Origin of the sequence: Corynebacterium sp. CCUG 51687, from assembly GCF_024453995.1 — a bacterium.
Lineage (GTDB): Bacteria > Actinomycetota > Actinomycetes > Mycobacteriales > Mycobacteriaceae > Corynebacterium > Corynebacterium pseudogenitalium.
In genome coordinates this window covers 28,801-42,568 of sequence record NZ_JAGPYT010000010.1, presented here as the reverse complement: position 1 = coordinate 42,568, position 13,768 = coordinate 28,801, and the positions used below count along the sequence as shown (strand labels likewise).

The 13,768-nt window shown below is 58.2% G+C and carries 14 protein-coding genes; 8 read left to right on the top strand and 6 right to left on the bottom strand.

Features of this window, described 5'->3' with window-relative positions:
• Positions 1-273 precede the first annotated feature (273 nt).
• Together KBX13_RS09285 and KBX13_RS09280 are read left to right on the top strand one after the other, a co-directional pair.
• Positions 274-1,119, top strand: coding sequence for a DNA adenine methylase (locus KBX13_RS09285; RefSeq protein ID WP_256021878.1), 846 nt, complete (start codon positions 274-276; stop codon positions 1,117-1,119).
• A complete protein-coding gene (locus tag KBX13_RS09280) occupies positions 1,112-2,452 on the top strand; it encodes a hypothetical protein (protein ID WP_256021876.1) in 1,341 nt (446 codons plus the stop codon). The genes KBX13_RS09285 and KBX13_RS09280 overlap by 8 nt, the downstream gene beginning before the upstream one ends.
• Positions 2,453-2,909: 457 nt before the next feature.
• On the opposite strand, the gene KBX13_RS09275 is transcribed toward KBX13_RS09280, so the two are convergent.
• Genes KBX13_RS09275 through KBX13_RS09265 form a run of 3 tightly spaced genes read right to left on the bottom strand, consistent with a single transcriptional unit; the run spans position 2,910 to position 4,353 of the window.
• On the bottom strand, positions 2,910-3,443 hold the full coding sequence (locus tag KBX13_RS09275) for a hypothetical protein (protein WP_256021875.1): 534 nt from the start codon (positions 3,441-3,443) through the stop codon (positions 2,910-2,912).
• Positions 3,440-3,907: an HIT family protein gene (locus KBX13_RS09270; protein WP_256021873.1), complete on the bottom strand. Its 468-nt coding sequence runs from the start codon at positions 3,905-3,907 to the stop codon at positions 3,440-3,442. The genes KBX13_RS09275 and KBX13_RS09270 overlap by 4 nt, the downstream gene beginning before the upstream one ends.
• Positions 3,877-4,353 (bottom strand): TIR domain-containing protein, encoded by a 477-nt coding sequence (locus tag KBX13_RS09265; RefSeq protein WP_256021872.1) that lies wholly within the window; start codon positions 4,351-4,353, stop codon positions 3,877-3,879. The genes KBX13_RS09270 and KBX13_RS09265 overlap by 31 nt, the downstream gene beginning before the upstream one ends.
• A 157-nt stretch (positions 4,354-4,510) precedes the next feature.
• Between KBX13_RS09265 and KBX13_RS09260 the strand changes: the two genes are divergently transcribed.
• Positions 4,511-4,786, top strand: coding sequence for a hypothetical protein (locus KBX13_RS09260; RefSeq protein ID WP_256021870.1), 276 nt, complete (start codon positions 4,511-4,513; stop codon positions 4,784-4,786).
• A 962-nt stretch (positions 4,787-5,748) separates the two neighbouring features.
• Here KBX13_RS09260 and KBX13_RS09255 read toward each other — a convergent pair.
• Both KBX13_RS09255 and KBX13_RS09250 read right to left on the bottom strand, forming a co-directional pair.
• A complete protein-coding gene (locus KBX13_RS09255) occupies positions 5,749-7,092 on the bottom strand; it encodes a M20 family metallopeptidase (RefSeq protein ID WP_256021868.1) in 1,344 nt (447 codons plus the stop codon).
• Positions 7,093-7,107: 15 nt separating this feature from the next.
• Complete coding sequence (locus KBX13_RS09250) at positions 7,108-8,586, bottom strand: anaerobic C4-dicarboxylate transporter family protein (protein WP_256021867.1); 1,479 nt, start codon at positions 8,584-8,586, stop codon at positions 7,108-7,110.
• 264 nt (positions 8,587-8,850) lie between these two features.
• Between KBX13_RS09250 and KBX13_RS09245 the strand changes: the two genes are divergently transcribed.
• Entirely contained in the window at positions 8,851-9,153 is a 303-nt protein-coding gene (locus KBX13_RS09245) for a hypothetical protein (RefSeq protein ID WP_256021865.1), read from the top strand.
• Positions 9,154-9,202: 49 nt separating this feature from the next.
• Positions 9,203-9,523: a hypothetical protein gene (locus KBX13_RS09240; RefSeq protein ID WP_256021864.1), complete on the top strand. Its 321-nt coding sequence runs from the start codon at positions 9,203-9,205 to the stop codon at positions 9,521-9,523.
• Between the two features lie 435 nt (positions 9,524-9,958).
• Here KBX13_RS09240 and KBX13_RS09235 read toward each other — a convergent pair whose 3' ends face one another.
• Entirely contained in the window at positions 9,959-11,257 is a 1,299-nt protein-coding gene (locus KBX13_RS09235; protein ID WP_256021863.1) for a Fic family protein, read from the bottom strand.
• A gap of 187 nt (positions 11,258-11,444) precedes the next feature.
• On the opposite strand from KBX13_RS09235, the gene KBX13_RS09230 reads away from it, so the two are divergent.
• From KBX13_RS09230 to KBX13_RS09220, 3 genes are all read left to right on the top strand, one after another.
• Entirely contained in the window at positions 11,445-12,692 is a 1,248-nt protein-coding gene (locus KBX13_RS09230) for an inorganic phosphate transporter (protein WP_070478690.1), read from the top strand.
• A 9-nt stretch (positions 12,693-12,701) separates the two neighbouring features.
• Positions 12,702-12,950 carry a hypothetical protein gene (locus KBX13_RS09225; protein ID WP_256021861.1) on the top strand — a complete coding sequence of 83 codons (249 nt, stop codon included), beginning with the start codon at positions 12,702-12,704 and terminating at the stop codon, positions 12,948-12,950.
• Positions 12,951-13,296: 346 nt separating this feature from the next.
• A complete protein-coding gene (locus tag KBX13_RS09220; RefSeq protein WP_256021860.1) occupies positions 13,297-13,443 on the top strand; it encodes a hypothetical protein in 147 nt (48 codons plus the stop codon).
• Positions 13,444-13,768: the final 325 nt, after the last annotated feature.

The following is a 13,768-nucleotide window of genomic DNA, read 5'->3' as shown; positions in this document are numbered from 1 at the left end:
CGCTCGGGCTTAGACGTGTCGTCGGCGGTCGCCTGTTCGCGGCTTACCGCGCCGCGCCCCAGTCACCGAGGGCGTCCATGTCGTCACTGTGACCGTAGACCCGCCCGCCGCGTGTGTCGGCATCGGTCGTGGCGTCATGTCCGTAGATACAAGCACCAAATCGGTCAAGGTTGAAGCTTCCTGAGCTGCGGCAAAGGGGCGTCGGAAAGTTTTGTCCTCGGCCTTGAGTAGACTGCACCTGGATTACTCACACGCGACCTCAAGGAGCCCTACATGACACAGGCGCAACGACCTTTGGCCCCAATTTTGAAGTGGGTCGGCGGCAAGCGGCAACTGCTGCCGGAGATAGCGAAGCATGTGCCGGACAGCTACTCGCTATACGTCGAACCGTTCCTCGGGGGAGCCGCCGTGCTGCTGCACGAGCAGCCCGCGAAAGCACGTGTAAATGACTCGAATGCAGAGCTCATCAACGTGTACAAGTGTGTGAAGGAGTCAGCATCAGAGCTCATAGAAACACTAGAAGAACACGCCCAACGCAACGCCGAGCAAGGCAGCGAGTACTACTACTCCGTGCGCGCACTCGACCGGAGTGAAAAATACCGCGAGCTTAGTGACGTCCAGCGAGCCGCCCGCATCCTTTACCTGAATAAAACCTGCTTCAACGGACTCTTTCGCGTGAACTCCGCAGGCCAGCTCAATGTGCCGTATGGGAAATATAAGAACCCGAACATCGTCAACCGCGAGCAGATTTTGGCGCTAGAGGAATATCTGAACGAAGCGGAGGTCGATATGCGTTGCGGCGATTACAAAGACTGCCTCGTAAACCTGCCAAAGGACAGTTTCGTGTATCTGGACCCGCCATACATGCCGCTAAGCCAAACCTCCTCCTTTACTGGGTACACCCAAGAGGGGTTTGGTTACCAAGATCAGGTCACGTTGCGTGACGAGTGCCTTAAACTGCGAGAGCAAGGAATCGCATTTCTACAGTCCAACAGTGACTGCGAAGCGATTCGAGAGCTCTACAAAGACTTTGAAATTCGCTCGGTGAGCGCTCGCCGTGCGGTCAATTCTAACGCAGCCAAACGCGGTTCAATTACGGAGGTACTCATTCGTGGCTAGTACAGAAAGCAAAACAAACACGGCGTGGAACGCACTGCTGGAAAAGTATCCCATTGAGGAAACCGTCGAGACCGAAGGACTCTACCACATCACTGCAGCCGCGATTAAAGAATTCCGCGAACCGCGCCTCATGACGAAATTCGACACTTCCGAATCCGTCGCAGCTCCGCTGAAAGAGAAGAAACTCAACGTCCTACCCACGAGCCGGAGCTCATACGTCATCGGTAAGTTCAACCTCTACCAGGAATTCCCAGAAAGCAGCGACCGCACGCCCACAGCCATCCCGCTGCCAGAGCTCGAAACCCTACGAATCGACAACCTCACCAGCGAATCTAACGCTATTAACGCGCTCGTCGTCTCAGGCGCCCTCAACGACTTCCTCGGCGAAGAACAGGGCGCCCTCATCGAGACTTTCAACGGACGAATGGGCACTGGTAAATTCGACTTTCGCGTGAATCTGCACAGCCCCACGACTCTTGGGGAGAGTTCACCTCTCGAGCAGGCCTTGAACAAGCAGGTTCGTATCAACGTGAACAAAGCACAACTTGAGATCGACGGTGGATTCGAATCCCCAGGCTCCGTGGTGATCATGGAAGCCAAGAACGTCATTAACGACGACTTCAACGTCCGACAGCTCTACTTCCCATACCGCCGTTACAAGTCCCGCGTACACAAACCAATCCGACTCGTCTTCTCTCAATTCACTAACCTGACCTACCACTTGTACGAATACACCTTCACCGACCCTGAGAATTTCTCTTCAATTAAACTGATAAAACGCAAGGCCTACAGCTTTGAAGACCAAGGCATCACCGTCGAAGACCTACTGTCCGTGGTACGTGGGACCGCAGTCACCGCATACGACACCCAAGGCAGCTCCGACATCCCATTCATCCAAGCTGACCGCTTCGACCGCGTTCTTTCCCTTGTTGAATTCCTCTCCAACCAACCCGACTACGAAGCCACTTCCTCAGAAGTCACCAACTTCATGGGCCTCGTCGTCCGACAAACCGCCTACTACACCGCGGCGGCACGCTACCTTGGGGTCGTCGATAGGGTCGGGCCCGGGAAGTACGCTCTCAACGAACAAGGCAGCAACATCCTCAACTTCGGATACAAACAACGCCAACTCGCCTACGTCCGTCTCCTCAGCCAGCACCACATCTTCAACACCCTCTTACGAACGGCGCTCACCACGGGTTGTGTTCCTAGCATCGACATCATCACGGACGAAATGCGCCAACACAATATCTGCATCGAAGAATCCACCATCACTCGACGCGCGCAATCTGTCGCTAGCTGGATAGACTGGGTCCTGGCACTTGTGGAGTAGAGGCAGAGAAGCCGCTGAAAAGGTCTTTCCAACTACGGAAACTCCATCGCTTCATTCAGAGAACAAGGTGTGCCACCCATCGAGCGCTCGTGCTTACAGTGCTACGGGCTCTCTAGGAGATGGGGTCTCTGCAGCCTCGCGGGACATCATCACGCAAGTTGCCGAGAACTATGCCGATGATGAAAGGCTACGCCAAATTACGTGCCCCGCCAGACCAAAGGTTAGAGTTCTCGAGTATAAACCTCACGGGTGACTACAGCTCCAGGGCTATGCCTCCAGGGCTATGCCAAGACTCGAATGACCCAAGATAAGTCTCGCTACGACGGCATCCTCACCGATGGTCGCACATGGTGGCTCAGGCCACCTGTCGCGGCGTCGTGAAACGCTAAACTCGTTTTGAGGAAGCGCAAATCTGGTTAGGTCACGTTGACGCGTCGTTCAGTACGGGCCGTTTGGCTCAGTGGGTGGCTGCATACCAAAGAACCGCGATTCCCACGGCGAGGAACCCGCCGTAGAAGGGGAAGATCGACCACGAGAACCAGACTCTAGGATCAAAGAAGAACCAACCGCAGAAGGCTATCCACAAATTCTTCCAGAATCCTAGCCCATTGTCATCCTTGTCCTGCGATGATGGATCGCCATCCGCGTCTGGGATATTTCGGTCGATATCATGCGGGTCGAGCGAGAGTTCGGGAACTCTTTTTCCCGCAACGACGGCATTGTAAAGTCGCCTATACGCTCGCTCTTGCCGCAGGTAACTCGCATCCATGTAGCCGAAGAGTAGAATGGCTGCGATTCCAAGTATTGCCACAGTTTCTGATCGTTGGGTAAGCGCGTATCCGAATGTCGCGGTGACCACAGGCAGGAGCCAGCTCTTCGCCTGCGTCGAGGAGTGGGCCATCCGAGAAACGACGCTTTGAACATAGTCAAGGTGCTTTAGCCAAACGGTTTCGCTCGTGGCCCTGGTCTTCGGCCCGTCTCGCTCCGTCACGGCCGAAGCTTTCTGCAAGCGTCGCGGAGCGCGTCCCAAGTTTCATCTTTCGCGTGTTCAGAGTAGTGAGTCTCCGGAGGCCAGATGCGTCCGATAGCATCGTCCTTCCATCTCGGGACGAGGTGGACGTGAACGTGGTTGACACTCTGCGTGGCGACTTCGCCGTTCGACTGAATAACGTTAAGCCCTTCGGCCCCGATGGCTTCCACGATTACCCGTGACATGCGCGAGATTAGTAGACCGATGTGCTCGGCGTCGTCGTCGCGCAACTCCCAAATAAACGGGACATGCGCGCGCGGGACGATCATGGTGTGGCCCAGTACGGCTGGTTCCGTGGGAAAGAATGCCACTGCCCGATCGTCCCGATACACCTCGCGCGCATCAGGATCGTTCCGTTGCACAATTGTGCAAAACGGGCAACTGGGTTCAGCCGTCACAGACGAGTCTTGCCCTGCGTTGCCCATGTCGTCAAATGATCCTTCAAGTAGTTGTAGGTGGCTTTGGAATCGATCTTCCCTGTCCAGTCGGTCTGTGTCGGATCAAAGATCGGAACTCCTGAGACGCCTGAGACTCTGTCAAAAGGGTTGGGGCCCGATGAATCGACACTTCCCATTGAGGACAGGCCATGGATCCGAATACCGAGAAGAGGCTTCTTGTCATCCCATGCCTTCTGGATCTCATAGCGGACCCATTCACGCGACGCAGTTTCTTTGCCGACAAGAACGATGACGGCTGACTTCCACTTCATCTTGTCAGAGATCCATTCTTTGATGGCATTGTCGCCACCGCTCTTGACAGTCTCCCATTCTTGATGATTAAGGATGGGTTGTCCTTCGAGTGCTCCCATCTGTTCGATGAGTTGCACTCGATGAACATCTCGGTCGTAGTGGAAAGAGTAAAAAACGGCCATGTCCTTCTCCTTTGAACTCGTTCTCGGAGAGAAGCTCGCTCTCCTTCGTTAGTATATCCGAACTCCAGGGCCCACACCCTAGCTTCTGAGAGCGTGCCGGCTGTCGACAGCCGACCTACAGGCCCTGTGTCGGCCCGTCGCGCCGCGGGTCGCTTCGGTGCCGACCGTACTCGAACGGATCTCTGATCTGCCGCTCCCGCTTCGCCACTTGCCGTCGCTGTTGCTCTTGATCGGCACGTTTGGCCTCGAGCAGGCGTACAACCTCGTTCACTGGGAGATTGCAGAGTTCGTCGGCCTCGGCGCGGAGCATGGCGACCTGGTTCTTGGCGTCTCGCGCCACACGGTGCGAGTTGGGCGCGGGGTGGCTTCGATCCGTTCCGCGACTCGCGCGCGTTGCTGCACCCACATGACCTTATCGATGAGCCCGTTGTAATGGTCATCGTTGAGTTGCGCTAGGCGCTCTCGGTCCGCGTCGAGCGTCGCAGCACGCCCGACCCGCGCAGTCAAGTCACCGCCGGTTGCTTGGCGTGTGGTAGGGTTCAGGAGGATCTGCTCGAACGTTGCCAGCACCGCCTCCTCCACGAGTTTGGAGATTTCGGCGGAGCGGACCGACCGGTGACACCCGCCGTGCGCCGACTGAATGCACCAATAGACGGGACCTCAGTGAATCATCGCAGTTCCACATGTCGAGGAGCTGATCAGACCTGATAACGAGTCAAGCCTGAGCACCTCTATCAAATCCAGTCTTACGTACTTGCACACGCAGCAGTACTTGCTGAGACGGAAAAATCCGGCCGGTCGCAGGCGCGATGGTTTATGCAACTCTGGGCGCACCGACAGCAGCTTTTGACCGGCATCAACATTTTCGTATTCATGGCCACGATTTTGCGTTTACCGCTTTAGACTTGAGTGGTCACACAAGCACAGTGCGGGATGAGGCGCTTGCTGCGCTTGGAGTAGAAGTCCCCATAGCATCGGCAGCTCACGCGGCGCTTTATGCCGTGAGTCCAGCTGAACCTACTTCTTAAGCCCAGCGCAGTGCTGTTAGCGACGGTCGAACTCGATCGAGCCGGTATTCGGGAACACGTCGTAGACATCCTGGACGGAGGTGAGGCGGCATTCATCAAACGACGCCAAAAGTACAACCTGTAATGAGCAGTATTTGGGTGTTCCAGAAGTAAATGTCCGCTTCTATCCACGCGCCACCATAAGTACATGCGCCGATCTCACGCCCGGTTGCATGTCTGTCGAATAACACCCTCACTTATTCTGATGGAGCGTTTGCGCTCCGTGGAGGATTCGCCTTTTCCGCGATACGTACGCGGAGTGAGCAGGGGAGAAATCGCGAAGGGCGACACCCAATCCCTTGGGTGTCGCCCTTCGAAGCTCTGGCTATTAGTCGAAGTAGTGCTCGACGTCGATGGAGCCGCCGGCAGCTTCGAATTCGTCCTTCACTGCCTTGCGCAGGTCAGCATCGGTCAGGAAGTCCAGCGCGACTTGAGCCAGCCCGTATGCGCCGTCGACTGCACCGCGGTCACCCTTTTCGGTGCCGACGGATTCCTCGAACTCGCGGGTGTGCAGAGCCTGATCCTCGTTCGCGACCTTGATCAGCGGGTGGATGCCCGGGACTCGGTACGAGACGTTGCCGAAGTCCGTCGATGCGGCCAGGATCTCGGACACGACGCCACGAGGCAGTGGCTCGCGGCCACGGCGACGCTGTGCCTCGACCCAGCGGGAGACCAGCTGGTCGTTCGCGCGAACACCGAGGGTTGCAGGGCTGTAGTCCCATTCGATGTCGACGCCACAATCGGTCATCTGCGCAGCGCCCTTCACGACGTTTTCGACGCGTCGCGAAAGGTCCTTCAGCGTGTCTGGGTACTTGGAGCGGACGTAGAACTTCATCTCCGCTTCCTCAGTAATGATGGATTGGCGGGTGCCGCCCTTCGTGATGATCGCGTGGATCCTATCTGACGGAGGGACTTGCTGACGCAGCACCGCAAGGCCCTGGTACGTCATTGCTGCAGCGTCAAGGGCATTCCGGCCCATGAACGGCTGCGAGGAAGCGTGGGCGGCAACGCCATGGAAGGTGACGTTCAGGACGCGGCGTCCAAGCCAGACCTGGTCTGCAAGGTCGTAGCCGTAGGAGTGGACCATGATGCATGCGTCCATATCCTCTGGCTTGAATGCGCCGCCGCGGGCCATGACCTCCTTGCCCGACGAGCCCTCCTCAGCTGGGGTGCCGATGTACTTCACGGTGCCCTTGAACGCATCCGGGTTCTCGCGGACGAGTGCTGCCAGGGCAAGGTAGGCGCCCAGGCCGGTCGCAGCCATCACGTTGTGGCCGCAAGCGTGCCCGATCTCGGGGAGTGCGTCGTACTCGGACAGGATCGCGATCGTTGGGCCGTCCCCGTTGACGAGGTGGGACTCAAACGCGGTCTCTACTCCGTAGACGCCGACCTCGACATCGAGGTCGTGTTCCTTCAGGATTTCAGCGATGCGCTTGACCGAACCGTATTCTTCAAATGCGGTTTCTGGGTTCGCGTGAAGATATTGAGACAGACCGATGATGGTGTCGGAGTGGGCGTCGACAAGTTCTTCGAGCCGATCGCACAGCTCCTTTGGCGCACCTTCAGCCGTCGGCTCATGGTAGCGCATTGTCTCCTTAGCGATCTGCGTCTCTGCAGCGAGATGCTGCGTAAATGCAGGGTTCGGGGGAGTTGGTTCGTGCATATCGCACATAATGATTCCTTTCTTTTAACCAAATATGGAGCCAAGTGCCATGCCTGTAGCGACAGCGGCGACGATCGCCACTACGCCCGGCAGCATGAACGAGTGATTGAATACAAATTTTCCGATGCGGGTAGTACCAGTACGGTCGAAGTTGATCGCCGCAACGATGGTGCCGTACGTCGGCAGGAAGAATGCGCCGTTGACGGCCGGCCACATACCAGCCAACAAACCCGGCGCGAGCCCAAGGGAAAGACCAAGCGGCATCAGCGTGCGCGTTGTCGACGCCTGCGAGAACAACACAATCGAGCACGCAAACAGGGCAATAGCGAACATCCACGGGTACTGCGAAACAAGCCCCTCCAGGCCGCCGACGATGAACTCTTCATTCGCCTCAATAACTGTGAGGCCCAGCCACGCGAGGCCGAAAATACCCACAATCGCGATCAAACCGGTCTTCGCAATCGAAGAGGTAGCAACCGCGCCGACCTTCACGTGCGTCACCGCAACCATGATCGCTGCCGCCGACAGCATCAGAATCTGCAACAGCACCGCAATACTCAACGGCTTTCCTTCTTCCCCTGGAGGACGAAGCTCTGGAATTGCGCCAAAGAGTACGACAAGCACGACTGTTACCAGGAAGATCGCAGCAGTGATCCGCGGGGAGCCCGGCCGTGCACCATTCTTCTCAGCGGTGACGTCCTCCTCGAGGCGGCCGTCCGCACCAATACTTGCCGACGCCCCCTCCGTCTCCTCGAGCAACGCCACGGAACCCTTGGACGAAGCCACAATCTGATCCTTCGCCTGCTCAACCGAGATCTTCTCCCGCTTTGCCTTACGCTGCGCCTTCACAAGAAGCGGAATGTCCTCGACTTCACCAGCCGCCACACGGCGCTGGAACTCCGGATCATCCTCCAACTCCTTGCCGTACCGCAACATCACAAGCGACGCGACCAGCACACCGACGATCGTCGCCGGCACCGCAATCAACATGATCTTCGGAAGCGAATAGCCAGCGCCCTCAACCACCACGATGAACGCAGCCATCGCAGCCGACACAGGGGAAGCAGTGATGCCCTGCAAACTTGCAACAACACTGACCGAAATCGGGCGCTCGGGGCGGATACCGTTACGAAGCGCCGTATCGTGAATAACCGGCAACAGTGGGTACAAAATATGACCGGTACCAGCAGCAAACGTGAAAATATACGCCACCATCGGAGCAATAAACGTGATGCGCTCCGGGTAGCGCTTAATGATCTTCTCCGCCATCCGGACGAAGAAATCAATACCACCAGCAGCCTGCATCGTCGCCGTCGCGCACGTGACTGCCAGGATGATCAGCATCACGTCCACAGGCGGCTTTGCCGGTGTCTCTCGAAAAACAAACGTCAGAATGAGAAGGCCGATACCTCCCCAGAAGCCGAGGGCGATGCCACCGTGCCGTGAACCCAACCAGATGCACGCCAGCATTACCGCAAGTTCGGCAAGTAAAATCCATGCCATAAGAATCTCCTTAGCGGTGTGTCATATATTTATCCATCTTAAGTTTGATATAGGTAAAATATGTTTTTATTCGGAAACTAACCATATGAGATAAGTCACGCCAATGGATGGTTGGTCGTGTGGTATTTTGCGCGCGCGTGTGGGGTAAGCGGGGATCTTTGGACTCGGCCGCTGACCGGCCGAAACTTGACAAATGATGAGGGGGGGGAGGGGCTTGAATAAAGGCGAACTGTCAATTCCCCTTTATTTCACTGAGGAGTTCCCATGAACGTAAAGCGCACCATCGCTGTTGCAATTGCGGCTGCGTCCATCGCCGGAGGCGTCTCCGCTGCGCCAGCAAACGCTGAGATTTTCGTCCCAGACACTGAAGGCGCAATTGCATCGTCCCTAAAAACGATCAACGGCTCGACGAACGCGGGCTCGAGCGTTGAGGACGCCTACAACTGGACTCAGTTCGGCTGGTTCGTGCTGTGGGCAACGGTCGCCGCAAGTGGCCTGGGCATCATCGGCCTGGTTGCACAGGCTGCGGGTGTCCTCCCAGCCGGCACCATCCCGCTGCCACGCTAAACCCACAAACTGCCCACAAGTAATTCACGACACCAATTAGGAGAACACAATGAAGCGCATCACCGCAGCAACCCTGGCTGCCGCAACCGCCATGTCCCTCGCCGCAGCGCCAGCACAGGCTGAAGAACACGACCCTGCATATGAAGCCGGTGAACTCATCCGCATTTGGGCCACCAAGGGGACAGGCGCTGCTCCAGACACCGCGCCAGTGGGCAAAATGGCTTACGGCTCAATCGAGGCGGGCTCCTCGGCTGAGGAAGCCAATAAGGCTACCCAGGCAGGCTGGATCCTCACCTGGATCGCCCTTGCTGCAACCGGCCTGGGCGCAATGGCCTTCGGCGCGAAGCAGGTTGGCCTGCTGAAGTTCTAAAAGCACATCGCTCACTCCCCTCCAGGTTGCTGGTAGGGGAGTTTTTTCGTGTTCGGTTGGGCGGCGGGCGCACCAAAATCCGGGTTTTCTGTTTGCCTCGTTTGTGTTTCCCCAGGTCGCCGCTGTCTCGTGCTGGATTGTGGTGCACAGCTAACGTTCAGGAAGCTCCCTTCGTTGCACTTGCGTTTCTGGCGCCCTCTCGAGCCGGGTTAAAAGCGTGGGCTTAATGGAGTGCGACGCTGGTCGGCGAAAATCGGCCGGGCTGGGTGAGAAAGCGCGACCTGCATCGCACGCTTCGAATCGAACGCTTTGAGTGCACAGGGAGCGTGCCGCCCGGAGAACCAGATCGGGACTGTCGCGCTTGGTCTCGGTCGTGCCGTTCCTGTTTGTGGGGTTGCCGGGGTGAGCTAACAGTGGTGAGTGAACAGGGGTGAGCTACCCCTTGAACGCCCGCACCGCGTCGGCGAGTACTGCTGCCGACCAGGCGCGGATGCGGGTAGTCAGGCTCAGGCTGATGTCCGGGGTGAGCTCGCGACGGAACACTTCCAGGTTCCGTGGACCAGGACGGCCAGATGGCTGCGCATACGTACAAGTCACGATGTATTCGGGACGATCGGTAGCCTGCGGGTCGGCGAACACACTGAAGTTCGCGGTCACTTGGGAGCCGGAAGATGAGGTCGGCGTGAGGGAGAAGGAAAAGCCGTCAGCGTCGGTGCAGGTTGGGGTGGTGCAGGTGCGGGCGATGGTGGCGTCGAAAAGTGGGTGGTGCTGGAGTGCACCGAACTGGCGCTCGAGCTCCGTGAACACCGTGTCCGCGAGGCGGAGCGCGGGGGCATCGCCGAGGTCGGCGAGGGCGGAATCGACGTCGTCCGTGCCGCCGAGTTCGAGCATCGCGACGTTCATCGTGTCGATCGCTCGCTGCTCAATGAAGTCAATGAACGGGCGGAACACACCCGCATCGGCGCTCTCGAGGGCGTCGTAGTAGTGGTGCTTTTGGTCGTCGAAAATGACGAGGGGGATGCCGGGATCCCGGTACAAAAACACCGACGCCAACGCCCGCGCCACACGCCCATTGCCATCAGCAAACGGGTGCACGCATACAAACGCATAATGCACATACGACGCCTGCACCACCGGATGCGCCGCCACAAACTCATCCAAACGGCACTGCTCCACCAGGCGACGCATCTCACTCGGCGTCTCCTCCGGCGACGCATACACGTGCTGCGAACCATCCGGACGCACCGGGGAATTCTGCTGCGACTTATACACGCCACGCTGCAGCGGCTGCTTCTGTCGACGAACCTCACCAGCAATCAGCACCCTGACCTCATACTCGTCCTGGCTCGCCATGATCGTTTCGTGCAGGCGACGGATCAACGCCTCCGTCAACGGCCAGCGGCCCGTAGCCACATCAAGCGCCAAGTTGTAGCCGTCCATCGCCGCTTCAAACGACGGCCGCACATGGACACCGCGCTCCTCCATCGCCGATTCCCAACCATGCGCCTGCTTCGCCACGAAATACGTAAAACCACGATCCGAACGAAACACCCCCTCAATCGCATTCGTATCGACGGCAGCAAAGCGCGTCGACTCACGCGAATAGCGAGCACGCTGCTCCGCCCCGAAACGTCGAAACTCGGCAGCAAGTCGCTCAAACGCCCCATGCCCATTCGCCTGGTCGGACCACTCAGCAAACGTCGGAAACGGAACGTACGCAGCGGAATCGTTCACGGTACACCTCCCCAACCTCGGCGTGTCCTCATTGGCACAGACTCTAACACGAACACACCCCCACGCCAGCCCCCAGAAGGTGAACAACCGGCGGACGCGCTGGGAAAAGGCCTGGTGGAAGGTGAACAATAGGTAAAAAGTGGAAAAGAGTTTCATTCCCGGCGGGGGAGGAGAATAATGCCAGGTTGTGAGTATCACTATCCTTCTGATTCTGATTATCGCTGTGGCACTGTTCTTCGACTTCACGAACGGTTTTCACGACACGGCGAACGCGATGGCCACATCCATCGCGACGGGGGCGCTCAAGCCGAAAACGGCGGTGGCGCTCGCGGGCGTCCTTAATTTAATAGGTGCGTTCCTGTCAGTGGCGGTGGCGAAGACGGTGGCGAGTGGCATCGTGAAGTTGGACGGGTTCGATCTGTCCAACACCATCGAATCCGAGAAGCTGCTGCTCGTGGTGTTCGCCGGGCTGACCGGCGCTATCATGTGGAACCTGTTCACGTGGCTATACGGGATTCCATCATCGTCCTCGCATGCGCTGTTCGGCGGGCTGATCGGCGCGGCGATCGCGGCGATTGGCTGGGGAGGCGTCGTCTGGGAAGGCGTCCTGGACAAAATCATCCTGCCGGCCGTGTTCGCGCCGTTCGTTGCGGGGATCATCGCGGCCGTCGCGACGTGGCTGGTCTACCGACTCACCGCCAACGCCGAACACGAGCACCGCGACACCTACTTCCGCTGGGGGCAGGTCGGCACCGCGTCGCTCGTCGCGCTCGCGCACGGCACATCCGACGCCCAAAAAACCATGGGCGTCATCTTCCTCGCCATGGTCGCCGCCGGGCAATTCGACGCCGACCACACCATGCCCTTCTGGATCCAAGCAGCGTGCGCCCTGGCAATCGCCATCGGCACCTACTCGGGCGGGTTCCGCGTCATCCGCACACTGGGCAAAGGGCTCGTCGAAATCCACCCGCCACAAGGTCTCGCTGCCGAAACATCGTCCGCGGCAATCATCCTGACCTCCTCCCACCTCGGCATGGCACTATCGACGACCCACGTCGCCACCGGATCCATCATGGGCTCAGGCCTGACGGGCCCGAAAGGTGAAGTGCGCTGGGGAGTCGCCGGAAGGATGGCACTCGCCTGGATCACCACACTGCCGATCGCGGCAGCCATCTCCTTCGTCACGTGGTGGGTGGCGAAGTGGGCGTCGACAATTGGAGGCGACCTCGTCTGGGGAGGCATCCTCCTCACCGTCATCCTCGCAATTGGCGGCGGCTACATGTTCTACCGCGCGCAACTGCAGCCTGTGCACCGCGACAACGTCAACGACGACTGGGACCCAATCGACGGCCCCGAAGGCCCCCAAACCGGACCGACCGGGCCCGCGCACATCGTCGACACCACCCACGGACTCAACCACCACCTGGGCAAATAGGAGACACCAATGCTGAAATCACTACTCATGGTCCTCGGCGTAGGCATGCTCCTCGGCGCCGGACTGCCGACTCTGTTCTCCATGGCCATCCACTTCCTCTCCCCGGACGAAGACGGCACGGCGGCGAGCGGAGTGCGGCGTTTCGTTGGGTGGGCCTTTTTGGCCGTTGTGCTCGTGGCCGTGGTGGCCGCCATTTTGTTGATCGCGCGCGAACGGATCGAATACTTCACCGGGTGGGACCCGTACCCGTTCCTGTAGGTTTTTCGGGTTGTTTTCGTTTCGGTGTTTTCGTTGGTTTTCGTTGGTTTTCATTCCGGTCGAGGTGTTAAAGGAGTGCGACGCTGGTCGCCAGAAATCATCCTTGGCCAGTGCGAATGTGCGACCTGCATCGCACGCTTCTAATCCCACGCTTTGAATGGATCGGGGTATTTCTGCGGTTCAGCCGTGGGCGAGAATCGGGAAAGCGGCTGTGTAAGCTTTGGAATAGCGCTTTATCGAAGCGCTCCCTTTTCTAGCGGTGCGAGTCTCCACCGCTGGTGTGGTGGATCCAGGCTTGCCCTGGCTAGTTGGGGCCACCTCTCCGTGGGAAAGGGGGTGAGACGAGATGCCTAAACCTGGTGTCGGCGATAAGCCGGAAAAGGGGAAGGTCCGGATAGCAATCGGTGCGATTACGATCCGGACCTTTGTGGCGTTAGTGGCCAAACTGCTCGCGGATGTTGTCCGCGAGCTGACCGGTTGGCCAACTAACTAGTCTCACGAAGCCCTTCACTTTGCTTGCCGGCGGGTGAGGGGCTTCGCCTTTACGCTGACATGGAGGCGTTGGGTGGCTTCATGTCATATCCCACTATAGACGAGTTGTTGCCCTTTGCCTCAAGCCTGGGGAAATGAGTGTGCTGGCCACCGGGACTCGTTCCAGAAATACCTGCGACACGCCAATAGTGGGTGTTGACAAACTAATTTTGTGGCCCTAGAGTTACCTCAACGTGAACAGAAGGTTAACAACCTTCACACTTTGAAAGGAGGGACCCACATGATGCAGTTGATCAACCAAATCCGCACGTGGTTCCGCGACGAGA